This window comes from Psychroflexus halocasei, assembly GCF_900107595.1.
Taxonomy (GTDB): domain Bacteria; phylum Bacteroidota; class Bacteroidia; order Flavobacteriales; family Flavobacteriaceae; genus Psychroflexus; species Psychroflexus halocasei.
The window spans coordinates 86592-113054 of the sequence record NZ_FNQF01000006.1 but is presented as its reverse complement, the minus strand read 5'-3'; the positions used below and the strand labels follow the sequence as shown (position 1 = coordinate 113054).

The following is a 26463-nucleotide window of genomic DNA, read 5'->3' as shown; positions in this document are numbered from 1 at the left end:
AAGATGAAAAAACGTATCCAAAAAATATTGGGCGACACCGACCAAAAAGAAATCCTGTCAAAGGGATTTTCTTTTTTAGTGTTTAGAATTCTTGGAGCGGTCGTTGGTTATTTATTTATATTTTACGTTTCAAATACTTACGGAGCTGACATTTATGGATTAATCGCATTAGGCTTATCCATGTTTTTGATTATCAGCGAATTTGGACGTTTAGGTTTAGATACAAATATTGTTAAGTTTTTTTCACAAGATAAACATGATTCAGAAGCAGGAATTTTTTTTAAATCTTTAGGGATTTCATTTTTTGCAAGCTCATTTCTTGCATGGGTTGTTTACTACTTTAGTGATGTCATCGTTTTAAAATTTTATCAAGAACCTAAACCTGAATTACTAGAATATTTACCATGGATTTTATTCGCAATTCCTTTTTGGAATATTGCAATGATAAGTGCAAGCTTCCTTAGAGCAAAAAAAAGAAATAATGCATTCGCTTTTCTTAATAATCCAAGTCGTTTTTTATTCAGTTTATTACTTGTGATTTTTATTTCATACTTCTTTGAAAAAATCCCTTTAAATATTGTCAAGGCTCACTTCTGGGGTGTCATCATATCCGCAATTATAGGACTATCAATGGTTTTTAAAAGTATTTCTGGTATTGAAATTAAAAGCAAAACAAAATCAATAGCATTTGTTAAAGAGTCTTTTCCGATGCTGTTATCTTCTTCTATTTTAATTTTATTAGGCTTAACTGACACTCAAGTTTTAGGTGTTTATGAATCAAATACAGAAATTGGGATTTATAATGTGAGTTTAAAATTAGCAGCCTTAACAACTTTTAGTTTACAAGCCATAAACTCTATTTTAGCACCAAAAATAGCCAGAAGCTATGCTGACAATGATGAAACTAATTATAAAAAGCTCATTGCTTTTTCTACAAAATTGAATTTCATCATCAGCACAATTATTGTTATCGTTATGTTGACTTTCCATAAGTATTTGCTAAGTTTATTTGGTGAAGATTTTGAAACAGGTAGCCAAATACTCATTATTTTTTGTGTTGGTCAGTTTGTTAATTCTTTTTCAGGCTCTGTGGGAATTATCTTACAAATGATTGGCAAGCAAAAAGTACTTCAAAATTTTGTTTTTATTGCTTTTATCATAAATTTAATATTAACTTTCGCTCTTACGCCACGCTATGGAGGATTGGGTGCTGCAACTGCAACAGTAATTAGTATGTTGTTCTGGAATATTGGCAGTGCTATATATTTAAAAAAGCGAATGAATATAACATCGTATTACACCTTTAAATAATTTATTATTAAATGCAACTAAGTATTTGTTTCATCTGTGATGAGTACCCGCCCGTTAGTCATGGCGGTATTGGTTCAGCAGTTAAAATTTTGGCCGAAGAGTTGGTGAAAAAAAAACACAATGTTTATGTTGTTGGTATAAATGCAAAATCTTTAGGTGGAAAAGAATATGAAAAAATTAATGGTGTTGAAATATGGAGATTTAAACATGGTATTAAACTTCCTTTTTTAAACAGAGAATCATTAATTTATAAAGGAATTAATAAACTCATGAAGATTGATTTCTGGGGTGTTAAGAAGGTGTGGCAAAATCATAATTTGTTTTTAGAACAATTAATTGAAGAAAAAAAAATAAATGTTATTGAATTTCCAGATTTTAGATTTGCTTACTCTCACATTAACTTTCAAAAGCTTAAAAAAGTTTGGCCACAGACCAATATCTTTAAAGTTGAAAAACTTCATGGAAGCATCAATTTCCTTAGATTAGAACGTTGTAAAAGTTTATCAAAAAATGAATTTCAATTTGAACAAAGTTTGCTCGATTATTCTGATCAAATTATTTCACTAAGCCCTCACACAACCAGTAAAATAAAGAAATATTACGATTTAGACTTGAATAAGACTACTGAAATATTCAACGGATTAAAAATTCTTAACACCAAAAAATTAAACACAAATAAGGAAAACTTTGCCATATTTTCAGGGTCTTTAGTTGAAAATAAGGGAATAGAAACATTATTAAAATCATGGAATTCTGTGTGTGATAGCCATGATGATATTGTATTGAAAATTTGTGGAAAAGGTATCAAGCAAAAATTTACTAGATTTATTAAAAGCAAATATAAAAACAGAATTGTTTTTACTGGACATTTGACCCAAACAGAATTATTTGAAAATTACCGTAAAGCTAAAGTTGCTATCTTCCCATCACATACTGAAACTTTTGGATTAGCGCCTGTTGAGTCAATGATGTTAGGTTGCCCAACTATTGGAAGTGAGATTTTTACCAAAACTTGGTATAGCGAAAATAAAAAAATAACTGAAGCTCCTATTTTAATTCATAAAAAGAAAGATTTTGAGCAGCTTGCTGAATTGATTTTAAAAGTTTTAAAAGATGAGACCTTACAATCTAATCTTTCCAAGAACGGTATTAATTATGTTAAAGATAAATTTGATATCAATATAATAGCAAAACAACATATTGAGTTTTACAAACAAAGCATTACGAAAGAATGAATTTAAAGCAAATAATATTTTTTTTTGTATTACTTGGCATATTCTTTATCCCTTTTAATTCTTGGGGTGGTCTTCCTTTTTTAGGAGAGTTTGCCAAAGAATCATCAACGATATTCTTTTTAATAGCTAGTGGAATTTTCTTTTTTAAAATTACTCTGAAAGGGCGGTTAGTGGTTCCTTATAGAAATCCGATATTTTGGTCTTTACTCCTTGTTTTAATTTGGTTTATTCTTTCAACTGTTATAAATCTACCCAATATATTGGACTATAAATTCAAAGGCCTTAATGGGGTTATGCGATTTATTCGGCAGTATGGTGCGCTAGTGATGTCAGCTATCATATTCTTGCTAACCTTTTATAACGCATTTCATAAGAAAGATAACAAAAGGCTTTTTTTAAATATTAGAAAAGTTTTTTTTATTAGTTTTTGTTTTGTTTCAGTCTATGCTTTTTTAGAAATCGCTTACATAAAACTCGGCATATCTCAATTTAAACCCATTTTAAATTTTTTCGACTATTTACCTTTTGTTAATGTTATTATTGATACAACTAACTTAAGAATTTCATCTCTGACACACGAGCCTCCTGCTTTTTCTTCTTTTCTTCTTACAACTGCTGGCTGGATGTTCAGTTACATACTAACAGGAAAAGGTTTTAAAAAATACATTCCTGCCCTATTAGTACTCGTGTTTGCTTTGTTTTCTGATTCAAGATCTGCATTGGTAATCATTTTCACTCAAGCTTTTATATTTTTACTCTTTTTAGCACATAAAAAAAACTTCCAGCATATTTTAATTCGTATCGGTATTGTTGGCCTTGTTGCCGTAATGGCAATTGGTGTTTATAAAGGTCAAGAAATTTCTGAATATATTGTTGAGAAGGCAACTTCATTTGGTGTTAATGACGGCACACACAGTATTTCTAATAAAACTAGATTTGGTATCCAATATGCTTTAGGTCAAGTTTTTTTAGAAAATCCTGTTAGCGGTGTCGGTTTTGGGCAACAGGCTTATGAGTCTCGAAGGCATTACCCAAGTTGGGCTGTAGAAGATAATTGGGAATTTAGATTAATGTACCTGAACCCAGACCATCCTAACTTTCCGCCAGGTTATAATTTATATTTAAGATTACTTGCTGAAACGGGTATTGTTGGTTTTTTATTATTTTCCAGCTTTTTATGCTTAATCATTTTCACGTGTATTAAACTGATTCGACAAAAAAACGAAAATCAAATTATCGGGATGGTGATCCTTATATCAATGGTTGGTCTTATCATCAACTGGGTGCAAATTGATACTTTTAGAGTATTTGGTTTCTGGATTAATTTGGCACTGCTACTTTATGTGACCAGAAATAAATTCACTTTTCTAAAACTAAATAAGATAAAATCTAAAGAGGAAGAGTAAATGTCTAGTTCTTTATTTCAATTTACTTTTTAAAACATTTAATGTTTTGCGAGGGATAATAAGCAATATGAAACTTCGTATTAATCCCATGATTGGATAATATCCAAAATAGAAATTGTCTAAAATAACTTGAATTCTGCTTAGCACTTGTTTCTTTCTTTGTTTACCAGAGATCCCATCTGGATCGACAACGCACTCAACTAAATATTCGGGAATATTTGCAACTCTATTGTTTTTTATCACATTAAAGAAAAAAGCATAATCTTCTGCGGCCTTCCTGTTTACTGGATAAAGCCCAGATTGATCTAAAACTTCTTTTCTAAAAAAAATAGCTGGATGAATAAACATCGCATTGAAATACATTTTCTTCTTGATTTTTGCATTAGTGATTGGTAATTTTAAATTGAAAATAAGTTGTCGATTAAGATTAACAAACTTAACATAAGAACCTATAAAATCAATTTCTTGATGACTTTCTAAATACTGATATTGTTTTTCAAATCTATTATTAACACAAATATCATCACAGTCTAAACGTGAGATGTATTTAATATGAGCTAAATTATTTTGAATATAATTTAAACCATAGTTTAAAGCATTTTCAATACCTGAATTTGCTTTGAGATACAAAAAATTAACTTTAGCGCTTGTGCAAGCTAATATCTGGCTTTCATCTATTTGGCTTTTTGTGCTACCATCATCTACGATTAAAATCAAGACCTTATTCTCAAAATCATCAACTGATTCAACACTCCTCAAAAGTCCATTTGGGTTATTGTAATGCGGTATTAAAACAACAATATCTTGTGTATAACTCATTTTAAATCGTTGATATTTATCTTTAAATTGTTATTGTAGTAAAGCTCTTTTGAGAAAGTATCACTACTCAAGTGGCAATATTAATTAGATAATTCATTAAATAAAATGTAATTTTGATTTTTGTGAGAAAATGGTTAAAAAACATAAAAGCAATTCGTTTTTTTGATAATAATTCAATTGCTGTTTTATTAATCTCAACTCTTTTATTATCAACCGCACTACCCAATATATTACTAATTCCTTTTATACTCTCTATAGTTTTTCATAAAAAGGATATAAGCTTTATCAAATCACCATTTTTTATTTTTTTTGCTGCCGCTGTTACTGTCATCATATTATCTGCGATTTCTCAAGGGACTATTATCTCTGATTTTAATAAGTTATCTAAGCATTTTTTAGTTTTAGTCTTATTCATCCTATTCTATCAAGTCAGCAAAATTAAACAAGCGGAAAATGCATTTTTATTAGGTTCAAGCATAACTTTATTAATCACGTGTTTGATTATTTTATTTGAATATTTTGATAATCCTGATTTCTCTTTAGCCAATGGAGAACTCGTTAATGAATTATTGATATTAGAGCGACCTTACTTAGGCTTTGCATTTGCTTTAGCCACTTTTATCGCCTTAAAAAAAGCTGCTATAAAACCAAAATATTATTTGTTAGCTATTTGTTTCACAGCTTTTAATATTTACGTTTCAGCAAGGCTGGCCATCATTCTTTGCATGCTTTTGTTCTTTATTTATGCGATTAAAAACAGTCCTTTTGGCTTTAAAAAATCTTTAGGAATTGGACTTGTTTTAGTGATCATTTTAGGCTTTTTTCTTAGCTTAAGTGATAATTTTATGAAGCGAATACATCTTGATAAAGATTATGATAAGCTTATGATTCGTGTTAAAGCATACGAACCGCGTTTTATTATTTGGCCATGTACCTACAACATTATTGAAGAAAATATTTTATGGGGAACACCAAGTTTTGATATAACTGAAAACAAGCTTAAAAACTGTTATGCTAACGAAATTGAGCAAGATGATAAACGCAATTATTATATTAATGAAGGTTTTAATACACACAATCAGTTTTTAGATTATTTGATGTTGGGTGGTATTTTTTCAGTTATATTTTTAATTCTTAGTTTTTTAATTCCTTTATTGCTTAAAAACATTAGTTTTGAGATGAAAATAATCTTAATCATGTTTTTAGCATTTTTCATAGTTGAAAATGTAATACATCGACAATTAGGTCGTTATTTTTTCGCTATTTTTGCAGCTTTATATTCAAAACCCAGAAATGAGTAAAGTCAAAATCTTACATGTTTTACATTCAGTAGGCGGCGTTGATGTTTCATTACGTTTAATTCTTTCAAACTTAGACCCTAATAAGTTTGAATCTGTTGTCGTTAAAGGAAAAACAGACACTGATAGGGCTTTTTACGATGCAAACCATGCTAAGATTAAAACATATAACTGTACAATTATTAGAAATATAAGTCCTTTAAATGATTTAAAAGCATTAAAGGATCTTCAAAAAATTGTAAAAGAAGAGAAACCAGATTTAATTCACGCACACAGTGCTAAAGGTGGTATTTTAGGTAAATTGGTCGGACATTTCAAAAAAATACCTATTTTACACACGCCTCAAGCCTACTCTTTTTTAAGTGTTAATTCTAAAATTAAAAAAAGTGCTTTTTTAACTATTGAAAAGGTATTTTCAAAACTTAATAATAAAATATTAGCTTCTTCTACTTCTGAGCAAAATAGAGCGATTAATGAAGTTGGCTATGAAACAGAAAAAGCTTTAATTTTTAATAATTCAATTAAGCCTATTGATGAAATCAAGCCTTTAAGTATTCGTAAAACATGGCCAGATGAATATATTTGTTCGGTAGGACGACCATCATTTCAGAAAAATATTGAGTTGATGATTGAAATTTTAGCTGAATTAAAAAAGAAAAATTCTCAAATTCATCTTGTTTTAATGGGAGTCGGTTTCCACTCTCCCAACCTTGAGACCATTAAAAAATTGATCAAGAAATATAATTTATCAAAAAACATCAGTCTTTTAGAATGGACTGAAAGAGAGGATATATTTCACATTATTAAAAAGTCACAGCTCTATATATCAACGGCTCGTTATGAAGGTTTGCCTTACTCTATTATTGAGGCGCTCGCTCTTAAAAAAGCATGTGTAGTGACTGATGCTGACGGTAATCGTGATTTGATTAAAGATAATCATAATGGATTTGTTATTTTTGACAACAATATCAAAGAGTTCAATCAGAAAATAGAACTTCTTTTAAGCGACAACGAATTAAAAAAACAATTTGAAGAAAACGCATATCAACGTTTTAATTCAAATTTTAATATTAATAATACAATTCAATCTTTAGAAAGAATTTACCTAAATAACCTTAAAAAATGAAAATAACTGTTGTAGGTACTGGCTATGTTGGCCTTGTTACAGGAACTTGTCTCGCTGAAAATGGAAACGATGTCATATGTGTTGACATCGACCAAAAGAAAGTTGAACGCATGAAAAATGGCGAAATCCCGATTTATGAACCTCAACTCGATGTACTTTTTGATCGAAATATTGACGCTGGCAGATTAAGCTTCACAACTTCACTTCACGAAGGTCTTGACCATGGCGAAATTATATTTTTGGCATTACCTACACCTGAAGATGAAGATGGTTCTGCAGATCTTAAATACGTTTTGGGCGTTGCTGAAGATATCGGTAAATATATTAAAGACTATAAAGTAATTGTTGATAAAAGTACTGTCCCTGTTGGCACTGCTGAAAAAGTTGAACAAACAATTTCAAAATTTTGTTCTTCAGAGTTTGATGTGGTTTCAAATCCTGAATTTTTACGTGAAGGTTATGCCGTTGAAGATTTCTTGAAACCTGAACGCATCGTCATTGGGACATCAAGTAAAAAAGCGGAAGACTTGATGCACAGACTTTACAAACCTTTTGTACGATCTGGCAATCCAATTATCTTTATGGATGAAAAGTCAGCCGAACTTACAAAATATGCTTCCAACTCATTCTTGGCTACTAAAATTACGTTCATGAATGAGATTGCCAATTACTGCCAAATTGTGGGTGCTGATGTTGATAAAGTGCGTATCGGGATGGGAACTGATTCTCGTATCGGAAAAAGGTTTTTATTTCCAGGCATTGGTTACGGCGGTTCATGTTTTCCTAAAGATGTCAAAGCTTTACATAAATCAGGACAAGATGTTAACCATCAGTTCAAAATATTAGATGCTGTCGTTCAAGTGAATGAAGCTCAAAAAACAATTCTTTTCCCAGAAATGAAAAATCACTTTATGGGTGATCTTAAAGGAAAGAAAATCGGACTTTGGGGCTTATCATTTAAACCAGAAACTGATGATATCAGGGAAGCGCCTTCTTTATATATGATTGATAAACTCACTGAAGCTGGTGCTGAGGTTACAGCTTTCGATCCTGAAGCGATGCCAAATGTGAAATCTCAAATTGGTGATCAGATTTCTTACTGTGAAGGCATGTATGAAGCTTCAAAAGATGTTGATGCCCTTTTGATTTGTACAGAATGGAGCATTTTTAGAACACCAGATTTCAAAAAACTCAAGGCTGAAATGAAATCTCCTGTTATCTTTGATGGGCGAAACTTATATGAAATTGAAGAAATGACGGAAGCTGGATTTAGATACAGCTCTATAGGTAGAAAACACGTTTAGATGAAAAAGAAAATTTTAATCACGGGTGCTGCAGGATTTTTAGGCTCTCACCTGTGTGATCGTTTTATAAAAGAAGGTTATCACGTCATTGCGATGGATAACCTGATTACTGGAAACATCAAAAATATTGAGCATTTATTTCCGCTTGAAAATTTTGAATTTCATAATCACGATGTCACAAAGTTTGTACATGTTGCCGGTGATTTAGATTACATCCTGCATTTTGCTTCTCCTGCAAGTCCGATTGATTATCTCAAAATTCCGATTCAAACTTTAAAAGTAGGATCTTTAGGAACACATAATTTATTGGGCCTCGCTAAACAAAAAGACGCTAGAATCTTAATTGCAAGTACTTCTGAAGTTTATGGCGATCCGCTTGTGCATCCACAAACTGAGGATTATTACGGTAATGTCAACACCATTGGCCCACGTGGTGTTTACGATGAAGCTAAGCGTTTTCAGGAATCTATCACAATGGCTTACAATCGTTTTCATGGATTAGAGACTCGCATTGTCCGTATTTTTAATACTTATGGCCCACGCATGCGATTGAATGATGGTCGTGTGATTCCTGCATTCATTGGTCAAGCTTTACGTGGCGAAGACTTAACAGTTTTTGGCGATGGCTCTCAAACACGTTCATTCTGTTTTGTTGACGATCAGGTTGAAGGCATTTATAGGTTACTATTAAGTGATTATGTAGAACCTGTGAATATTGGAAACCCACATGAAATCACAATTTCTGATTTCGCACAAGAAATTATCAAACTAACTGGGACTGATCAAAAAGTAATCTATAAGGATTTACCCGTCAATGATCCTCAACAAAGACAACCTGATATTAGCTTAGCTAAAGAAATTCTAGATTGGGAACCAAAAGTTGATCGTGCTGATGGCATGCAAAAAACCTATGAATACTTCAAATCTTTATCAAAGGAAGATCTTGAAAAAAGCGAACACAAAGATTTCTCAGACCACATTAGACGTTAAGTAAATGAGAAATCGAATCGGCAGATATTCTGGTTACTTAAGACCCATTTCATATACAATTGATATCGGGATTACTATTTTATTCGCCTTTTTTATCAATTTAAAATTAAGTGATTTTTTTGCCCTTTCAATTTATTTAATCATTGCCTGGTTATTTATTTCATTACGCACTGGATTTTATGAGATTTATCGTTTTACTAAAGTGACTAAGATATTATCCTTAAGTATTTTACAAGCTTTAATTTTCACCCTCGCTGTTTTTGCATTTTTTGGTTACAAAAACCAAATAGACATCAAGCCTCGTGATATTTTCAACTATGCTGGCTTTACAATGTTAATCATTTTGATCGTCAAACTTTCTATTCACTACCTTCTTAAGAAATATAGAAGAAACTTAGGTGGAAATCACAGACGAACCATCATTATTGGTCAAACATTTAGAACACATCAGCTATATAAATTCTTCCAAGACAATCCAGATTATGGCTATCATTGTCAAAAGGTTTTTCAAGTGAATGAAAAAACGGAAATGAGTGAAATTTTCGAGTATGTTCTCAATCACGACATTGATGAACTGTATGCCTCAATCTCAAAACTTTCTGATGATAACATCAATGAACTCATAGATTTTGCAGATAATAATTTACGTGTTTTAAAATTTATACCTGATAACAAAGAGGTTTACAGTAAACAAATTAAATATGATTATTATGGTGTTTTGCCTATTATTTCATTAAGGAAAATCCCTATTGACGAATCTTTTAACCGCGTCACAAAAAGAGTCTTTGATCTTATTTTAAGTGTTTTTGTTCTCGTATTTATTTTATCTTGGTTGACGCCTTTATTAGCTATTTTGATTAAATTAGAATCAAAAGGCCCTGTTTTCTTTAAACAAAAAAGAAATGGCCGTAACTACCAAGAATTTTATTGCTATAAATACCGCTCAATGAGACCTAACTTAGAGGCAGATATCCATCAGGTCCGTAAAAATGATAAGCGTATTACAAAAATCGGAAAGTTTATGCGTAAAACCAGTATAGATGAACTTCCCCAATTTTACAATGTTTTGTTAGGCGATATGAGTGTTGTTGGCCCTCGTCCCCACATGGTGAGCCATACCAATATGTATGCCGAGCGTGTCGATAAATTTATGGTAAGGCATTTTATCAAACCAGGAATTACTGGCCTAGCACAAGTAAGTGGCTACAGAGGTGAGGTTGAAACAGAGCATGACATCATCAATCGTGTAAAATATGATATTTATTATCTCGAAAACTGGTCTTTATTAATCGATATTAAGGTGATTTTCCTCACTGTTTTTAATGCCTTAAAAGGTGATAAGAAAGCTTATTAATTTAGACAATTTCTATCAAAATCATTAAACTGCTTTTCTAAATTAAAATGATGTTCAGCTATTTCAAGAACTTCTTTCTTAGAAGGCAAAACCTCCTTTTGGTTTAGTATTTTTATGAATTGGTTTTCTAATAATTGATAATTAATTTCTCTAATAGCTACACCTAAATTTAAATCTTCAACAATATTTGCTCCCTCTCCATCGGAAAAATAAATTATAGGTAAGCCTAATTTTGCATACTCAAAAATTTTTGAAGGAACTGATCCAAATATTCTATTCTTAAGAGGAATCAAAGTAGCATCATAAGTCATTAATATATGATGAAGTTCTTCTCGTTTTAAGCTACCGTGATAAAAAATATTTTCTTTATTATTAATGTACTCTTTTAAATCTTGAGTCATTGGGCCATCTCCATAAATATGAAACTCCATTTGAGAAGGAAAATTAACTTCTTTGCAAATAGTTTCAATGCCTTGTGCAACGCCTATTAATCCAGCATAAACAATTCTAAACCGAGTAGAACTTGTATGGCTTGAAGAAACAAGTTCAGGTCTTTTAAATTGAGGAAAATTTCTATATAAAAATAAGAACTTATCATCGCAATTAGCCGTTCTCTTAATATGTGACAAAATCTCATTCGATTGTCCAATTATTTTTTTTGAATTTTTATAAATGAAAGATTCCATTTTTTGGAGTATGCGATAATAGAAACCATCGTTTAATATTCCCATTTCCAAACCCGCTAAAGGCCACAAATCAGAAACATTTAAGATGATTTCTTTATTTTTCAGTTTACATGCTAGTACGGCAAGAAAGCCAACAAAAAGCGGTGAACACTGAATAATAAATCGATTTGGAGTCTTAGCAAAAAGGATATAAAAAAATAATGTGATTGCGAAACTCAAAGAAGAAAGTAACCTGATTATTTTATTGCTAGATTTACTCGCAACAACAAAAAGCCTAGTTACGTCAATACTTTTAAAAGTTTCTTTAACTTTAAATTTACCTCGATAAGTTTTCAAAACTTTACCATGTGGATAGTTAGGTAAAGGAGAGATTACTTTTACATTATATTGATGCTTAGAAAGCTTTTCCGCCAAAGAAAAAATACGATTTGAGGCAGCGCCTGTCTCTGGCGGAAAATAATTTGAAACTATTAAAATATCTTTATTTTTACTTCCCATAAATCTTCAACACATCCTTAACGATTCTTTCTGCTGCTTCACCATCCCATAACGCTGGTGCTGAGGCTTGCTTCCATTTTCCTGAATTCAGTCGCTCAAATGCTTTTTCTATTTTAGAAATATCTGAACCAACCAGCTCATTTGAGCCAATTTCACATGTTTCAGGTCTTTCAGTCGAATCTCTAAACGTCATACAAGGCACATTAAGCATTGTTGTTTCTTCAGTAATTCCACCAGAATCTGTCAGCACCGCAAAAGCATTTTTAATTAAATAAATAAAGTTTAAATAACCTTGTGGCTCGACATAATGCAGGTTTTCAAAATTAAGCTCTAAGTTTTGTAATAGCTTTTTTGTTCTCGGATGTACAGGAAATATAATCGGCTTGCCTTCAGACTTTTCAACGATTTTAGAAATTAAGGATCTTAACTGTTCTTCCTCATCAACATTTGATGGTCTGTGCAAAGTCATCACATAATATGATTTTTCATCTAAGCCAAGTTCATCCCAAAATTTTGGTTTTTCAAGTCTATTTAAGTTCTTAAATAAAGTATCTATCATCACGTTACCCACCAAGAATAATTGTGATTTAGATTTACCTGATGACAATAAATTTTCGTTAGCCAAATCTGTTGTTGTAAAGAAATAATCAGTAATACTATCGGTCACAATTCGGTTCACCTCTTCTGGCATTTTCATATCTCCAGAGCGAATACCGCCTTCAACGTGAGCGACATCAACATGCATTTTTTTGGCCACAATTGCACATGCCATAGTTGATGTGACATCACCAACAACAAGCACTAAATCAGCTGGATTCTTGGTTAATTCAGCTTCAAACTTTGTCATGATTTGTGCTGTTTGCTCAGCTTGTGTTCCGCTTTTAACCTCAAGGTTAATGTCTGGATGCGGAATATTGAGTTCTTCAAAAAAAGTATCGCTCAGTTTTTTATCATAATGCTGACCTGTGTGCACAAGTCGATAATCGATTTGTTTACCTTTGTTTTTAGCGTTTTTAATAGCTTCTATAATCGGTGCAATTTTCATGAAGTTTGGTCTTGCACCTGCGATAATTGTGATTTTAAGCATGTTGGTTATGTTTAGGATTTTTTTAAATTCTTTTTTCAATAATTTGTGGTTTTCCAGATTTCATTGCCGAAATCTTTTCGACTCTTTCAAAATCAATTTTCATCGAGTTTTGCGTGAGTTTATCTAATTTCTTCTTTATCTCTTTAATGATTAAATCAATTTGTTCTTCAGAGATGTATTCAATCAAAAGATTTTCTTTAGTCGTTTGTATAACTTTAAATTGTACAATTTCTTCGTAATACTCAAAAATTCCGGTAAAGCTATGTACTGTTAAACTAATATTTGTTGGTGTATGTATAGCATCTGTTTCTCTACCTACAATTTTTTTCAATAATGGATAATTGAATTGAGGTGATTCAGGATATTCATTTTTTGGTAATCTAACAGCTAAATCTCCGAGTTTATATCTCAAAAACGGCTGTGCATAATTGGTTAAGGAAGTTAGTAAAACATGTCCCATTTCGCCATCTTTAACTTCGTTCCCTTCATCATCAACAATCTCGACAACAACATGAGGCGAACTTATATAATAATAAGGATGATCTAACCTTGCTGCTATTAAAAAGCCTTCTGCACATCCGTAAGTATCCATAACTAAAGGCTTATTAAAAACATCTTGAAACAATTTCTCGTAATGTGAAAATAATTTATCACCTAATGAAATAATCGATTTAATCTGATGTTTTTTATCGTTTTCTTTCATCCATTTAGCCAGCTGATAAATAGCTGAAGGATAACCAATCATGAATTGTATTTTCTTCTTTTTTAATTTTAAATAAAGCTGTTTACAATCTTCTTCAGAAATAGAAAAAGCATTGACATATGTGGCATTAAAGAAAATATCTTTTAGTTTTTTGACTAATGTGCGCTGTGGCGAAATACCAAACTGCATTACAGGGTCACCTTGGCGGTAACCTGTCCATAAAAACCAATGTCTTTGTATAGCTTGATTTAAAAAAACATCTTTTGGTAATGAGTAACTATAAGACTGAACACCTGTGCTCCCACTACTGAAGTTTTTTGAAAGTTCATCTTCTGAAAACTGATCTGAAACAAGCTCTTCTCTTTTTTCAGTCAACAAAGTTTTACTTAATACAGGTAATTTTTTTAAAGTTTGATATGGATCTGTAAAGCTTTTATCAATTTTATTTTTATAAAAAGGAACTGTCTCATGAGCATGTGTCAAAATTTCAGAAAGTCGCGCCCTTTGTATTTCAGCCAGCTCATCAGAGCTTTTTAAATCAAACTGATTCCATTCCTTTAGATGCTTTATATAATCACCACCAAAGGCTTTATCGCCAATTGGCAAGATGATATTATTAAGCAACTTGATATAAGTTTCAGAAAGGATATTTGACATAAATAAACAGAGAATTTTCTCATCAATTGATTAGTTTGGCAATTTACAAACAATTATTTTTGAAGCTGTAATCTTAGTCAATAAAAATCATGAATATTCTACTTTTAGGAAGCGGTGGTCGAGAACACACAATTGCACAAAAACTTTATGAAAGTCCCCGTTGCAACGCATTATTTGTTGCACCTGGTAATGCTGGCACAACTCAAATTGCTACAAATATCAATTGTGATGTTAATGATTTTGAAGCCATTGCTGAGCACATCAAGAAGCATCAAATCAATATGTTAATCGTTGGCCCAGAAGCGCCACTTGTGAATGGCATTAAAGATTTTTTTGACGCCAAACCTGAATTCAAAGATTTAATGATTATCGGCCCTTCCAAAAGAGGTGCTTTGCTTGAAGGCAGTAAAGAACGCGCTAAAGAGTTTATGTTTAGCCACAAAATTCCAACAGCTGCTTATCAAAGTTTTTCTAAAGAAAGTTTAGCGGCTGGTAAAGATTTTCTGGAAACTTTAAAACCGCCTTTTGTTTTAAAAGCTGATGGATTGGCTGGCGGAAAAGGTGTGTTGATTATTGATGATCTCAAAACAGCGCAAGATGAACTCGAGCAAATGCTCACACATGATAAATTTGGAAAAGCTTCAGAAAAAGTAGTGATTGAAGAATTTCTGGATGGTATCGAACTCAGCGTTTTTGTTTTGACGGACGGCAAAAATTACATCACGCTCCCAAATGCAAAAGATTACAAACGTATTGGCGAAAATGATACTGGCCTTAATACTGGCGGTATGGGTGCCATTTCTCCTGTTCCTTTTGCTGATAAGGATTTTATGCAGAAGGTGGAAAACAGAATTATAAAACCAACGATTGATGGTTTAGCAAAAGAAGAAATAGATTACAAAGGTTTTGTATTTATCGGCTTAATGAAAGTTGATGATGAGCCTTACGTGATTGAATATAATGTAAGAATGGGCGACCCTGAAACTGAAGTCGTTATTCCTCGTTTAAAATCAGATTTAGTTGAACTTTTAGAGAAAACAAGTTCTGAAGAATTATCTACTGTTAATCTGGAAGTTAGTTCTCAAAGTGCTGCAACTGTTATGTTAGTTTCTGGTGGTTATCCTGAAGCTTACGAAAAAGGAAAAGAAATAAATGGTTTAGATAAAATTGATGATGAGGATGTTTTTATCTGTCATGCTGGAACAAAGCAAGAAGGAGATTCGATCTTGACTAATGGTGGCCGTGTGATTGCAGTAACTGCTTTTGATAATGACTTTAAAAAAGCCATAAAAAAATCTTATCGAGCAACTGAAAAAATCAGTTTCGATAAGATGTTTTATAGAAAAGATATCGGGAAAGATTTAATCTAACTCGGCATTTTTACCTAAGAAAGGATGTGCTTTCACATCTTTTCTTTCCTCTTTTGTATCGTCATAATCGCGAAGTTTCATCATCCAATAAACAAATGCAACAGCAGTGATTAAAATAAAAAGCCAGTTAATCGCATTTGCCCCCCACCAAGTAGAAGCCTCAAGTGTTCTTAAAGCGTCAAATGGTAAAAAAAGTACATCTTCAAATAAAGATTGTATTGCCTCAAAAAAATCTTTCATGATCAGTTGATATTAAATTATATTGCAAAAATAACAATTTGAACTATGCTAACAAGGTTTTTTAAGCAATCTAAACCAATTCCTCTTTTTTTAACGCTAATTCTACTTGTTGCGTATTACATTTCACAGCATTTTCTGACAGATAATTTGCCAGAAATGGGTATTGCTAATTTGGCTTTAAACCTTGCCATTATTGTGTTCAACATCTTTTTGATGAGGTTTATTATTCATAAAAATAACTTTCAAAAGTCGAGTAATTACAGTATTTTTTGTTTATTACTTTATTTGATGATTTTTCCTGAAACACTATCAAACATCAATATGAGCTTAGCATTAATGTTTAATTTATTTGCTTTTAGAAGAATGCTGAGCATGCACTCAAATATCGATTTGAAAAAAAAAGTTTTTGATGTTGGTTTCTGGTGTTTCTTTAGCAGCCTATTTTGGCCACCGAGCATCTTGGTTTTGATCTTAGCGATTATAGCTGTACTTTTCTATGCTTCAGATAATTTCAGGTTTTATATTTTACCATTTTTAGGGTTTACTGCTGCTTTAGTTTTACATTACACTTTTAAGATGTTGGTGTTTTCAACGTCTGAGAGCTACATTAGCAGACTTCCAGATTTTGTATTACAACCTGAGCTTAATTATAGCTCGCATGAACAAATCAGGATTTATTTCTTAATTATTCTGAGTTTGTTTCTGTTATTTTTCCTTCCAAAAATTTACACAGGATTAAAACTCAATATGCAAAGAAGCCTTTCGCTTTTTGCTGTTGCTTATGCACTATTTGCCTTTGCTTTAATTTTTAATGTTAACGAAAATTTCTCTCAGTCGTTTTTCCTAATCATGCCACTGGCAGTTATTACAGGTAATTTTTTAGAGCTCAAACAGCTCAAAACTTTATGGAAAGAAATTTTTATTTGGTTGCTAATTCTTGCAGCTATTGGCTTACATTTTATTTAGACATCAAATCAATAGATCCGCCTAACTTCGTTTTTTGATCAACTTTTTTAGGATTTCCATATATTTCTATCTCACCACCAGCAGTCGTTTTTGCTTTACAAGAATGAGTTGCATAAACTTCAGCTGTTCCCCCATAACTCACTTTGACATCTGTTTTTTCTGTTTTAAAAGATTTCCCTATAAAAATTCCTCCCGTTTTAACAGTGACATATTGATTTTTAGATTCTCCGTAAACATGCATTTCAGATCCGGTTACAGCCTTTAATCTTGCTGTTTTAACATCTAAATCCGCAGATAAAAAACTACCTTCTGAGGCTTCAAGCGAAATTTCCTTTTGTTTAATTTGAGATGTTATTTCAACATCAGCACCATTGTTAAGATTTAAGCTCGTAAAATCTTTAATATAAAGTTTTATTTTGGTGTCAGAGTCAGAAAAAACTTCATCGATAGGCAGTTTTACAACAAGTTCGCCTTGTTTAACCTTAATGATAACCTCATCAGCATCATAACCCGAAATTTCAATTTTATTCTCACTTGCGTAAGGAACAAGATCAACGTCAACCTTGTTCGCGATTTTTATTTTATTAAAACTCCCCTCGATTGTTTCTGTTCTGTCTTGCGCTGAGACAATGCTTGCCACAAAAAGGCAGATATATAAAAAATGTGCTTTCATGTTTTTTCTAACAAAGATATGAGAGTAGATAAGGAGATTGACTTCTTTTAGAATTTTTTTAGCTTTATAAAATTGAAAGTGAATGATTCAACTTTGTTTTTAAAATTTGTAAAACAAAAGTTTTGCTTTCAGTATATTTGACAATTGATTTTGAACTATGCAAATTCCTGAAGGAAAGAAAATATATTTTGCGTCTGATAATCATTTGGGCGCTCCTACACATGAAGAAAGCTTAATTCGCGAAAAGAAATTTGTTTCTTTTTTAGATGAAGCCAAAAAAGACGCGGCTGCCATATTTCTGTTGGGTGACTTGTTTGACTTTTGGTTTGAATATAAAGAAGTTGTTCCAAAAGGATTTACAAGAACATTAGGTAAGCTTGCTGAAATAGCTGATAGCGGAATTCCTATTTTCTTTTTTGTTGGTAATCATGATTTATGGATGGATGACTACTTTCAAAAAGAACTTGGCATTGAAGTTTTTCATAAACCACAAGAGTTTTTATATAACAACAAAAGATTTTTAATAGGTCACGGCGATGGTTTGGGACCCGGCGATATTGGTTACAAGCGAATGAAAAAAGTATTTACAAATCCTTTTTCAAAATGGCTTTACCGTTGGCTTCATCCTGACATTGGTGTCAGACTTGCTAAACACCTTTCTGTTAAAAACAAACTCATTTCTGGGGATGAAGATGCTAAGTTTTTAGGAGAAGAAAACGAGTGGCTTGCGCTTTATGCAAAACGTAAATTAGAAGAAAAGCATTATGACTATTTCATATTTGGTCATCGCCACTTACCCATGAAAATTGAAATTGGTCAAAACTCAGTTTACCATAATCTTGGTGACTGGATTGTGCATTACACTTACGGCGTTTTTGATGGTGAAAGCTTTGAGCTTAAAAATTGGAAATAAAAAAACCTAAGCCGATAAGACTTAGGTTTATATCATATTCCGCTTTGGGAATTTCTCTTTTATTTCAAAGTTTTCGAACCATCATCTGATCCCTTTTCATCATCTTTAGAAGCGTCTTTAAATTCTTTAATTCCACTTCCTAAACCTCTCATTAATTCAGGGATTTTTTTGCCACCGAAAAGTAATAAAATCGCGATGCCAATAATCACCCATTGCCAAGGTCCGACCATTCCTAAAATAACATGTAACATATGCATTGGTTAAAATTCTAATGCAAAATTAATAATAAAAATATAAAACAAGGGTTTAGACAACAAAAACTATCATAAATTTGCTTGATGCTATCTAGAGTAAGTAGAAGTTGTTATGGCAAAAAAGAAAAAGACAGAAAGAAAGTTATCTCAAAAGCTGATTCATAAGTACCGATTGGTCATTTTAAATGAAAACACTTTTGAAGAAAAAATCTCTTTTAAGCTCACAAGGCTCAATGTTATTAGCTTAACAGCTTTATCAACTTTTCTACTTATTACTTTAACAATCCTATTAATCGCTTTCACACCATTACGAGAATATATTCCTGGTTATTCATCAAGTGCTTTAAAAGAGAAAGCGACGCGTTTGACAATGCAAGTTGATTCTTTAGAAAGCGTTGTTGATCGCAATAATGCTTATTATAAATCCATCAGGAAAGTACTGACAGGTGAAGTGAGTGATATTGATCAACAGAGTGACACGATTTTAAATACAAACAATATCTCACCTGATAATGTTGACTTTTCTGCTTCACAAGAAGAAAAGGAATTAAGAGATGAAGTTGAAAAGAAAGATAAGTTTAATTTACTAGAAAGCGCAGTCAGACAAACACAAATGAATCTTTTTCCGCCAGTTAATGGTCGGATTTCAGCTGAATATGATGTTGATATCAAGCATTACGCTGTTGATATTGTGACAGAAAAAGATACACCAATTAAAGCGACTGCAGACGGCACAGTCATTTTCTCCGACTGGACGCCAAATACGGGTTATGTACTGATTATTGAACACAGTTTCGGATTGATTTCCGCCTATAAACACAATGCAGAACTTTTAAAATCACAAGGTGACTTAGTGAAAACTGGTGAGGTCATTGCTATTGCTGGAAATACCGGCGAACTGACCACGGGAACACATTTACATTTTGAATTATGGGTTGACGGTTACCCTGTCAATCCGCGTGATTATATAACATTTGAAGATTAAAGTATGTCCTTAAAATCCTTTGCCGCCAAAATATTTGCAAAATATACAAGAAACAAAATGCAAAAATGGATTGACAAACCTGTCAAGACACAGCAAGATGTTTTTAATAATTTAATCTCTAAAGCTAAAAATACTGTTTTCGGAAAAGACCATCAATTTGATAGAATTCAAAACTTTAAAGATTTTCAAGAGCGTGTTCCTATTCGTGATTACGAAGCTTTAAAAACTTATGTGGATCGCATGGTCGCAGGTGAAGAATCTATACTTTGGCCAGGAAAACCTTTGTACTTTGCCAAAACATCAGGCACAACAAGCGGTGCTAAATATATACCACTCACCAAAGAATCGATGCCAACGCATATCGATGCAGCCAGAAATGCGATTTTATGCTATATTGCTGAAACTGGCAGTTCTAGATTTGTTGACGGTAAAATGATTTTTCTACAAGGCAGTCCAAAACTAGAAGAAAAAAACGGTGTTAAGCTTGGTAGATTATCAGGAATTTCAGCTCATTTTGTCCCTAATTATTTACAACGTAATCGTTTACCGAGCTGGGAAACAAATTGCATTGAAGATTGGGAAACCAAATTGCAGAAAGTCATTGATGAAACCGTTGATCAAGATATGACGGTGATGGGTGGAATTCCTTCTTGGGTTCAAAATTATTTTGAAAAACTGGAAGAACAAACAGGGAAAAAAATCGGTGAATTATATCCTAACCTAGAACTTTTTATCTATGGTGGTGTTAATTATGAACCCTATCGCTCAAAATTTGAAGCCTTAATCGGCAGAAAAATATCAAGTATCGAGTTATATCCTGCATCTGAAGGTTTTTTTGCATTTCAAGATTCACAAGAAGCAAATGGAATGCTACTTCAACTTGATTCTGGTATTTTTTATGAATTTATCAAAGCAGATGAGTTCTTTGACGAATCACCAAAAATTTACACCATTAAAGATGTTGAAATTGATGTCAATTACGTCATGATTATTTCAACAACAGCTGGTTTATGGCGCTATAATCTAGGTGATACTGTTATGTTCACAAACACATCACCTTACAGAGTTATTGTTTCTGGTCGTATTAAACATTTTACTTCAGCCTTTGGAGAACACGTCATAGCTAAAGAAGTTGAGCACGCTTTAAAAGAAGCACAAAAAGATTTTAATATACAAATTACTGAATTTACAGTAGCACCTCAATTACATCCAAAAGAAGGTTTGGCACATCATGAATGGCTGATAGAGTTTGATCAAAATCCAACAAATCTTAATAAATTTGCTGAAACTATCGATCAAAATTTACAAAAGCAAAACTCATATTATAAAGATTTAAGAGAAGGACAAATGCTGGCTTGCTTAAAGATAACTTGTTTACCTAAAAATAGTTTTTCAAAATATATGAAAAGTTTAGGTAAATTGGGCGGTCAAAACAAAGTTCCACGCTTGTCTAACGATAGAAACATTGCAGATAAGTTATAATTGAATCAGATTTTAATTCTTTACTTTTACCAATTAAAAATATAATGAGAAATATCATACATACAGGAAGAAATAGAGCACAAGAGAGTACAAATGCAATTGAGCGCATGTATATCACAATGCGTCATCTTTTTATCAGAGGTTTTTATAAACCTATGGGAGTTTCGGGGGAAACGCTTCGCGAAGCACTTTTGACTTTAAGACCAGAAATTTACGGAACAATTGCCGAAGATAAAATTGAACTCAATGGACTTCTATATGTTATTGAACGTTTACCTGAAGGTATTGAAGAGTGTCGCTTCATTAACTTAACCAGTGATGAAGGCTATACTGATTCTCACTTTAAAGCAATCATACCTGCTAAAAGGCGCCGTAATTGTTATCGTATTGACGATGAGCAAATGAATATAGAAATTACAAGAGGACGCTCTGAAATATATGATATTTTAACGCATCTCACTTTCTTATTCATTGAGTCGCACAAAATCATGAAATACATTATCATTGATAAAGAATCAAATGTTTCACGTGATTGGCGCAAGCTTGAAAGTTTTATAAAAGATGGAGACCCACTGAGTCAGAAAGATAGAGAAATTGCAATTACGCATACAGGCAATATTTTAGGTCGCACATTTGAAGAGTTGATGAATGTTTATGATAAATTTGCAACACCTTCAAATCCTGATAAATTTTTGCATCTTATTTATAATCTTGGTCGGCTAGCCTTACGCGAAATCATTCAAGAGGAAAAAAGAACAATTACGTTTAGTCCAGTTTTAAGAGAGCGATTAGGTCATCACATTCATGGTGAAGTCTGGGCACAGAAAATAAAAAGTACACTTTGGGAAAAGGGTCTATTTGATAGACCGATCCACATCATCAGTGCGAATATGCATAGTGTGATGAACACACTTTTTGCACCAATTGCGTTAAAAGAAATGTGCAAAAAAAAGAAACGCTTTGAGGTTTACGAAGCTTTGAGTAATGATGATAACCAAGACATAAGAAATCAAGTTCACAAAGAAGCTTCATCAAAAGGTGCATATTATTTGAAAGATACTAGTGGAACAAACATCAATGTCCAAGTTTTCGATACAGCTAAAATCAATCACCCAGAAGATAATTTCAAAATAGGTTCAACTGAAAATGCACCCGTTATTATTGTGATGGATTATGCTTTTGGTGAGCAAGCCTATGAAACAATAGATGAGCTTTTAAAACCATACACCGCTGAAGATGAAAAAACATATCACATGAATGTTGATTCAGTTTCTCTGATGGGAAAAGCAGGTATTTTAGAAGGAGGAAAAGGAGATATTATGATACCAAATGCACACCTATTTGAAGGAACAGCAGATAATTATCCTTTTAAAAATGAGCTTTTAAAATCAGATTTAGAAGGCCAAGGTTTAAAGGTGTTTGATGGTGCAATGATTACAGTTTTAGGAACTTCATTACAAAATAAAGATCTTTTAAAATTTTTCCACGATTCAACATGGAGAGTGATTGGCCTCGAAATGGAAGGTGCTCATTACCAAAAAGCAATACAAGCTGCTTCAAAATTAAGAGGCAATATTAAAAGAGATGTAAAAGTAAGATACGCTTATTACGCAAGTGATAACCCTCTTGAAACTGGATCAACATTAGCTTCAGGTGGCTTAGGCACAACAGGTGTTAAACCAACATATTTAATTACTGAGAAAATACTTAACCAAATTTTTAAAGATGCAAGAGAATAGTTACAACAATAACCAAAGCGAAGAGATTGACTTGGGTGACCTTTTCAAGCTTATAAAAAGAGGTTTTAATAAAATAGGAGAGCTATTTTTAATGCTCATTGTTTTTCTTAAAAGAAATGCAATCATACTAATCTCTCTAATTGTCATTGGAGCTGTTATTGGATATTTCCTTCAAAGTTCTTCTAAGAAATATAATGAGTCATCTGTCACTTTACATAGCTTTTATGGCAGTCAAGATTACCTTTACAAATCTGTCAATGAAGTCAACTGGGAAATTAAAAATAGATTTGAAATCCTTGCCAAAGAATTCAAAATAGATGCTGATACCTTAAAAATGATCAGCTTAGAGGTAAAACCTTTAGAACGGGTGACCAACCTATCTAATGAAGAAAAAGAATACATCACGCTTTTAAAAGAAGAAGGCGCATACTCACAAGAAGACTTAATGCAAATCGTATTGAGAAGTTCTGAATTACACAAGATAAAGATCAAACATCCCGAAGGTTTTGATGTGACTCATTTTTTTGAAGCTTTTAGAGAAAGACTCTTAGAGAATAAATCCTATGCGGAAATTCACCAAACTGAAATTAAAAATATAAAAGAATCTATTCAATCTAATAGAGAAAGTATACAACAAATCGATACAATTTTAAAATCTTACAACACCAATCTCAATCAAAAGAACCCAGGAAATTCTACTTTCTATAGCTCAGAAAACAACCTAAATGTTGGTCAAATTTTATCTGAAAAAAAAGAACTTAGATACGCAATCAACAGATTAGAAGAAAGATTAACGAAGCAAAAAGACTTCATTTCTCCTATCGATGAGCCTAAAACTGCTGAATTTGAAGAGCCAACACTATCAAAAGAAATAATCACAATTCCTGTTTTACTTATCTTTTTATACTTAGGGATTAGATTTGTAATTTACCTTAACAGAAAAGCAAAACATTACGAAAATGAAAGATAACATCCTTGTCACAGGCGGAGCTGGTTTTATTGGGAGCAATTTTATCAACACATTTGTCCCTCTTGGAAAATATCATTTCGTTAATTTAGATAAGCTTACTTACGCTGGTAATCAAAAAAATATTAAAATTTCTGATCATGAAAATTACACTTTTATTGAAGGTGATATTTGTGACAAAAATTTATTAAATCAGCTTTTTGAAAAATATGAATTTACGCAAGTGATTCATTTTGCTGCGGAGTCACATGTAGATAACTCGATTACAAATCCTACAGCGTTTATTGACACAAACATTACAGGAACCTTTAATTTATTAAACGAAGCTTACCAATTGTGGATGGAGGGTCCTGATCAATTGAAACCTAATTTCAAAAATGCAAGGTTTTTACATGTTTCTACCGATGAAGTTTACGGCACTTTAGGTGATGAAGGTTTGTTTGAAGAAACAACTCCCTACGCTCCAAACAGTCCATATAGTGCGTCAAAAGCTTCTTCAGATTTTTTGGTCAGAAGTTATTACCACACCTACAACATGCCTGTTGTGACAACAAATTGTTCAAATAATTACGGTCCTAATCAACATGATGAAAAGTTAATACCAACAATTATTCGTAAAGCTCTAAATAATGAAGTCATCCCTATTTATGGTGATGGTCAAAACATCAGAGATTGGCTTTATGTCACTGACCATTGCAAAGGGATTCAGCTTGTAATTGACAAAGGAGAACTTGGAGAAACTTATAATATTGGCGGAAGAAACGAGAGAAATAACCTCTATATCGCTAACGAAATTTGTGAAATTTTAGACGACATTTTCCCTAAAGAAAACAATAAGTCTTATAAAGATCAAATCGAGTTTGTCAACGACAGACCTGGCCACGATTTTAGATATGCCATCGATGCCTCGAAAATAGAAAATCAATTAGGCTGGAAGGCTGAAGAGAATTTTGAATCTGGCATAAAAAAAACAATTGAGTGGTATCTCAAAAAATATAGAACTTCATGATTATTGAAAGAACAAAATTAAAAGATTGTTTAATCATTAAGCCAAGAATTTTTAAAGATGACCGCGGATCTTTTATGGAAACTTTCAGGTTAAACATCCTTGAGGAAGTGCTGGAACAAGAAATTAATTTCGTTCAAGACAATCAATCAACCTCTTACTACGGATCCATCAGAGGTTTACATTTTCAAATTGGAGAAAAGTCACAAGCCAAACTAGTCAGAGTTGTCAAAGGCGAAGTCCTAGATGTTGTCGTTGATTTACGTCCCGACTCTCCTACTTTTAAGCAAAAATTTAGCTATCTTTTAAACGATGAAAACAATCATCAGCTTTTTGTCCCAAAAGGTTGTGCGCATGGTTTTTCTTGCCTTTCAGAAGAGGTTATTTTTGCCTATAAATGTGATACCTACTACGATAAAAATGCTGAACGCGGAATTTATTTTGCTGATAAAGACCTCAACATCGATTGGCAAATTCCTGAAAAAGATCGTATCATTTCAGAAAAAGATGCTTCAAACCCGAGTTTATCTGAATTTTTAGAAGAAATATGAAAGTTCTCGTCACAGGTGCCAACGGTCAATTGGGGCAAGTTTTTCAAAAGAAAGAAAAACAAATCAAGGCTGATTTCATTTTTCAAAATTCATCAAGTTTAGATTTAACAAATCACGCTGCTGTTGAATCTTTCTTTCAAGAAAATGAATTTGATTATTGCATCAACTGCGCAGCTTACACGAATGTTGAAGCTGCTGAAACAGAAATTGAGAAAGCGTTTTTAGTCAATGCAAGAGCTGCTGAAAATTTAGCTAAAGTTTGCCAGAAAAATCAAGTCGTTTTAATTCATCCTTCAACGGATTATGTTTTTGATGGAGAAAAAGAAACTGCTTATCTTGAGGTAGATGAGACACAACCAATAAATGTTTATGGTGCATCAAAATTAAAAGGAGAAGAGCTGATTAAAAAATCTTTAAAAGAGCACTTTATCATCAGGACTTCATGGTTATATTCTGAATTTGGAAAGAATTTTTTCACATTTATCAAGTCTCAAATTGACCAAAACGCTGAAGAAGTCAAAATTACCACTGAACAAAAAGGCACACCGACAAATGCCAATGATTTGGCAGATTTTATTTTATGGCTTATTTCAAATAAATCTAAAGCTTATGGTGTTTATCACTTCAGCAACTTAGGAAGCTTAACCTGGTATGATTTTACTCTAGAAATCAAATCACTTTATCATTCTGATATCCAAGTTTCAGCTGTCGATCATTTTAAAACAAAAGCCAAAAGACCTCAAAACTCAACGCTTGATAAATCTAAATTGATCAAGAATTTTAATTATCAAATCAAAAGTTGGGACAAAAGTTTAGCCAACCTCATTACTGAAATTGGCTAAA

The 26463-nt window shown here is 32.3% G+C and carries 25 protein-coding genes; 18 read left to right on the top strand and 7 right to left on the bottom strand.

The features are described 5' to 3' along the window. Positions 1–3: 3 nt before the first annotated feature. From BLV84_RS08800 to BLV84_RS12510, 3 genes are all read left to right on the top strand, one after another. Entirely contained in the window at positions 4–1311 is a 1308-nt protein-coding gene (locus BLV84_RS08800; protein ID WP_093244304.1) for a flippase, read from the top strand. Positions 1312–1322: 11 nt separating this feature from the next. Continuing rightward, the gene (locus BLV84_RS08795; RefSeq protein ID WP_093244303.1) at positions 1323–2546 is read left to right on the top strand and encodes a glycosyltransferase family 4 protein; all 1224 of its coding nucleotides are present in this window, start codon (positions 1323–1325) and stop codon (positions 2544–2546) included. A gap of 623 nt (positions 2547–3169) precedes the next feature. Continuing rightward, positions 3170–3952 (top strand): O-antigen ligase family protein, encoded by a 783-nt coding sequence (locus BLV84_RS12510; protein WP_159429410.1) that lies wholly within the window; start codon positions 3170–3172, stop codon positions 3950–3952. 12 nt (positions 3953–3964) lie between these two features. On the opposite strand, the gene BLV84_RS08785 is transcribed toward BLV84_RS12510, so the two are convergent. Beyond that, positions 3965–4771 (bottom strand): glycosyltransferase, encoded by an 807-nt coding sequence (locus BLV84_RS08785; RefSeq protein WP_093244301.1) that lies wholly within the window; start codon positions 4769–4771, stop codon positions 3965–3967. Between the two features lie 122 nt (positions 4772–4893). On the opposite strand from BLV84_RS08785, the gene BLV84_RS08780 reads away from it, so the two are divergent. The 5 genes from BLV84_RS08780 to BLV84_RS08760 are packed head-to-tail and all read left to right on the top strand — an operon-like array spanning position 4894 to position 10843. Next, positions 4894–6072, top strand: coding sequence for an O-antigen ligase family protein (locus tag BLV84_RS08780; RefSeq protein WP_093244300.1), 1179 nt, complete (start codon positions 4894–4896; stop codon positions 6070–6072). Further along, positions 6065–7195, top strand: a complete 1131-nt coding sequence (locus BLV84_RS08775) for a glycosyltransferase (RefSeq protein ID WP_093244299.1) — start codon at positions 6065–6067, stop codon at positions 7193–7195. Before BLV84_RS08780 ends, BLV84_RS08775 begins: the two co-directional genes overlap by 8 nt. Further along, on the top strand, positions 7192–8499 hold the full coding sequence (locus BLV84_RS08770) for a UDP-glucose dehydrogenase family protein (protein ID WP_093244298.1): 1308 nt from the start codon (positions 7192–7194) through the stop codon (positions 8497–8499). The genes BLV84_RS08775 and BLV84_RS08770 overlap by 4 nt, the downstream gene beginning before the upstream one ends. Next, a complete protein-coding gene (locus tag BLV84_RS08765) occupies positions 8500–9489 on the top strand; it encodes a UDP-glucuronic acid decarboxylase family protein (RefSeq protein WP_093244297.1) in 990 nt (329 codons plus the stop codon). 4 nt (positions 9490–9493) lie between these two features. Further along, on the top strand, positions 9494–10843 hold the full coding sequence (locus BLV84_RS08760; protein ID WP_093244296.1) for an undecaprenyl-phosphate glucose phosphotransferase: 1350 nt from the start codon (positions 9494–9496) through the stop codon (positions 10841–10843). Here the strand turns inward: BLV84_RS08760 and BLV84_RS08755 are convergent. The 3 genes from BLV84_RS08755 to BLV84_RS08745 are packed head-to-tail and all read right to left on the bottom strand — an operon-like array spanning position 10840 to position 14474. Beyond that, the gene (locus tag BLV84_RS08755) at positions 10840–12027 is read right to left on the bottom strand and encodes a glycosyltransferase family 4 protein (RefSeq protein WP_093244295.1); all 1188 of its coding nucleotides are present in this window, start codon (positions 12025–12027) and stop codon (positions 10840–10842) included. The two genes, BLV84_RS08760 and BLV84_RS08755, sit on opposite strands and share 4 nt — an antisense overlap. Beyond that, positions 12017–13114 (bottom strand): non-hydrolyzing UDP-N-acetylglucosamine 2-epimerase, encoded by a 1098-nt coding sequence (gene wecB / locus BLV84_RS08750; protein WP_093244368.1) that lies wholly within the window; start codon positions 13112–13114, stop codon positions 12017–12019. The genes BLV84_RS08755 and wecB overlap by 11 nt, the downstream gene beginning before the upstream one ends. A 22-nt stretch (positions 13115–13136) precedes the next feature. After that, the gene (locus BLV84_RS08745; RefSeq protein WP_093244294.1) at positions 13137–14474 is read right to left on the bottom strand and encodes an AMP-binding protein; all 1338 of its coding nucleotides are present in this window, start codon (positions 14472–14474) and stop codon (positions 13137–13139) included. Positions 14475–14563: 89 nt separating this feature from the next. Between BLV84_RS08745 and purD the strand changes: the two genes are divergently transcribed. After that, entirely contained in the window at positions 14564–15844 is a 1281-nt protein-coding gene (purD, locus tag BLV84_RS08740) for a phosphoribosylamine--glycine ligase (RefSeq protein ID WP_093244293.1), read from the top strand. Here the strand turns inward: purD and BLV84_RS08735 are convergent. Next, the gene (locus BLV84_RS08735) at positions 15836–16084 is read right to left on the bottom strand and encodes a DUF6341 family protein (RefSeq protein ID WP_093244292.1); all 249 of its coding nucleotides are present in this window, start codon (positions 16082–16084) and stop codon (positions 15836–15838) included. The genes purD and BLV84_RS08735 overlap by 9 nt on opposite strands. Before the next feature lie 45 nt (positions 16085–16129). On the opposite strand from BLV84_RS08735, the gene BLV84_RS08730 reads away from it, so the two are divergent. Next, positions 16130–17050 (top strand): DUF6427 family protein, encoded by a 921-nt coding sequence (locus tag BLV84_RS08730; RefSeq protein ID WP_093244291.1) that lies wholly within the window; start codon positions 16130–16132, stop codon positions 17048–17050. On the opposite strand, the gene BLV84_RS08725 is transcribed toward BLV84_RS08730, so the two are convergent. After that, positions 17043–17723 carry a head GIN domain-containing protein gene (locus BLV84_RS08725; protein WP_093244290.1) on the bottom strand — a complete coding sequence of 227 codons (681 nt, stop codon included), beginning with the start codon at positions 17721–17723 and terminating at the stop codon, positions 17043–17045. The two genes, BLV84_RS08730 and BLV84_RS08725, sit on opposite strands and share 8 nt — an antisense overlap. A 157-nt stretch (positions 17724–17880) precedes the next feature. On the opposite strand from BLV84_RS08725, the gene BLV84_RS08720 reads away from it, so the two are divergent. Further along, positions 17881–18636: a UDP-2,3-diacylglucosamine diphosphatase gene (locus BLV84_RS08720; protein ID WP_093244289.1), complete on the top strand. Its 756-nt coding sequence runs from the start codon at positions 17881–17883 to the stop codon at positions 18634–18636. A gap of 59 nt (positions 18637–18695) precedes the next feature. Here BLV84_RS08720 and BLV84_RS08715 read toward each other — a convergent pair whose 3' ends face one another. After that, a complete protein-coding gene (locus BLV84_RS08715; protein ID WP_093244288.1) occupies positions 18696–18893 on the bottom strand; it encodes a Sec-independent protein translocase subunit TatA/TatB in 198 nt (65 codons plus the stop codon). A 109-nt stretch (positions 18894–19002) separates the two neighbouring features. On the opposite strand from BLV84_RS08715, the gene BLV84_RS08710 reads away from it, so the two are divergent. From BLV84_RS08710 to rfbD, 7 genes are read left to right on the top strand one after another with little or no spacing between them, the layout of a single operon-like run. Further along, positions 19003–19875: a M23 family metallopeptidase gene (locus tag BLV84_RS08710; protein WP_093244287.1), complete on the top strand. Its 873-nt coding sequence runs from the start codon at positions 19003–19005 to the stop codon at positions 19873–19875. Positions 19876–19878: 3 nt separating this feature from the next. After that, a complete protein-coding gene (locus tag BLV84_RS08705) occupies positions 19879–21357 on the top strand; it encodes a GH3 auxin-responsive promoter family protein (protein WP_093244286.1) in 1479 nt (492 codons plus the stop codon). 44 nt (positions 21358–21401) lie between these two features. Then, positions 21402–23096, top strand: coding sequence for a DUF6909 family protein (locus BLV84_RS08700; RefSeq protein WP_093244285.1), 1695 nt, complete (start codon positions 21402–21404; stop codon positions 23094–23096). Beyond that, the gene (locus BLV84_RS08695; protein ID WP_093244284.1) at positions 23083–24066 is read left to right on the top strand and encodes a copper transporter family protein; all 984 of its coding nucleotides are present in this window, start codon (positions 23083–23085) and stop codon (positions 24064–24066) included. Before BLV84_RS08700 ends, BLV84_RS08695 begins: the two co-directional genes overlap by 14 nt. Then, the gene (rfbB, locus tag BLV84_RS08690) at positions 24056–25072 is read left to right on the top strand and encodes a dTDP-glucose 4,6-dehydratase (RefSeq protein ID WP_093244283.1); all 1017 of its coding nucleotides are present in this window, start codon (positions 24056–24058) and stop codon (positions 25070–25072) included. Before BLV84_RS08695 ends, rfbB begins: the two co-directional genes overlap by 11 nt. Further along, on the top strand, positions 25069–25620 hold the full coding sequence (gene rfbC / locus BLV84_RS08685; RefSeq protein WP_093244282.1) for a dTDP-4-dehydrorhamnose 3,5-epimerase: 552 nt from the start codon (positions 25069–25071) through the stop codon (positions 25618–25620). The genes rfbB and rfbC overlap by 4 nt, the downstream gene beginning before the upstream one ends. After that, positions 25617–26462, top strand: a complete 846-nt coding sequence (gene rfbD, locus BLV84_RS08680; protein WP_093244281.1) for a dTDP-4-dehydrorhamnose reductase — start codon at positions 25617–25619, stop codon at positions 26460–26462. The genes rfbC and rfbD overlap by 4 nt, the downstream gene beginning before the upstream one ends. Position 26463 lies beyond the last annotated feature (1 nt).

Coding starts and splice junctions, on each gene's coding strand:
- purD (WP_093244293.1), top strand. CDS start 14,564: ATGAATATTCTACTTTTAGGAAGCGGTGGTCGAGAACACACAATTGCA.
- BLV84_RS08720 (WP_093244289.1), top strand. CDS start 17,881: ATGCAAATTCCTGAAGGAAAGAAAATATATTTTGCGTCTGATAATCAT.
- rfbD (WP_093244281.1), top strand. CDS start 25,617: ATGAAAGTTCTCGTCACAGGTGCCAACGGTCAATTGGGGCAAGTTTTT.
- BLV84_RS08700 (WP_093244285.1), top strand. CDS start 21,402: ATGAGAAATATCATACATACAGGAAGAAATAGAGCACAAGAGAGTACA.
- BLV84_RS08730 (WP_093244291.1), top strand. CDS start 16,130: ATGCTAACAAGGTTTTTTAAGCAATCTAAACCAATTCCTCTTTTTTTA.
- BLV84_RS08770 (WP_093244298.1), top strand. CDS start 7,192: ATGAAAATAACTGTTGTAGGTACTGGCTATGTTGGCCTTGTTACAGGA.
- BLV84_RS08705 (WP_093244286.1), top strand. CDS start 19,879: ATGTCCTTAAAATCCTTTGCCGCCAAAATATTTGCAAAATATACAAGA.
- BLV84_RS08795 (WP_093244303.1), top strand. CDS start 1,323: ATGCAACTAAGTATTTGTTTCATCTGTGATGAGTACCCGCCCGTTAGT.
- BLV84_RS08715 (WP_093244288.1), bottom strand. CDS start 18,893: ATGCATATGTTACATGTTATTTTAGGAATGGTCGGACCTTGGCAATGG.
- BLV84_RS08745 (WP_093244294.1), bottom strand. CDS start 14,474: ATGTCAAATATCCTTTCTGAAACTTATATCAAGTTGCTTAATAATATC.
- BLV84_RS08710 (WP_093244287.1), top strand. CDS start 19,003: ATGGCAAAAAAGAAAAAGACAGAAAGAAAGTTATCTCAAAAGCTGATT.
- BLV84_RS08695 (WP_093244284.1), top strand. CDS start 23,083: ATGCAAGAGAATAGTTACAACAATAACCAAAGCGAAGAGATTGACTTG.
- rfbC (WP_093244282.1), top strand. CDS start 25,069: ATGATTATTGAAAGAACAAAATTAAAAGATTGTTTAATCATTAAGCCA.
- BLV84_RS08755 (WP_093244295.1), bottom strand. CDS start 12,027: ATGGGAAGTAAAAATAAAGATATTTTAATAGTTTCAAATTATTTTCCG.
- rfbB (WP_093244283.1), top strand. CDS start 24,056: ATGAAAGATAACATCCTTGTCACAGGCGGAGCTGGTTTTATTGGGAGC.
- BLV84_RS08725 (WP_093244290.1), bottom strand. CDS start 17,723: ATGAAAGCACATTTTTTATATATCTGCCTTTTTGTGGCAAGCATTGTC.
- BLV84_RS08765 (WP_093244297.1), top strand. CDS start 8,500: ATGAAAAAGAAAATTTTAATCACGGGTGCTGCAGGATTTTTAGGCTCT.
- BLV84_RS08800 (WP_093244304.1), top strand. CDS start 4: ATGAAAAAACGTATCCAAAAAATATTGGGCGACACCGACCAAAAAGAA.
- wecB (WP_093244368.1), bottom strand. CDS start 13,114: ATGCTTAAAATCACAATTATCGCAGGTGCAAGACCAAACTTCATGAAA.
- BLV84_RS08785 (WP_093244301.1), bottom strand. CDS start 4,771: ATGAGTTATACACAAGATATTGTTGTTTTAATACCGCATTACAATAAC.
- BLV84_RS12510 (WP_159429410.1), top strand. CDS start 3,170: ATGTTCAGTTACATACTAACAGGAAAAGGTTTTAAAAAATACATTCCT.
- BLV84_RS08735 (WP_093244292.1), bottom strand. CDS start 16,084: ATGAAAGATTTTTTTGAGGCAATACAATCTTTATTTGAAGATGTACTT.
- BLV84_RS08775 (WP_093244299.1), top strand. CDS start 6,065: ATGAGTAAAGTCAAAATCTTACATGTTTTACATTCAGTAGGCGGCGTT.
- BLV84_RS08760 (WP_093244296.1), top strand. CDS start 9,494: ATGAGAAATCGAATCGGCAGATATTCTGGTTACTTAAGACCCATTTCA.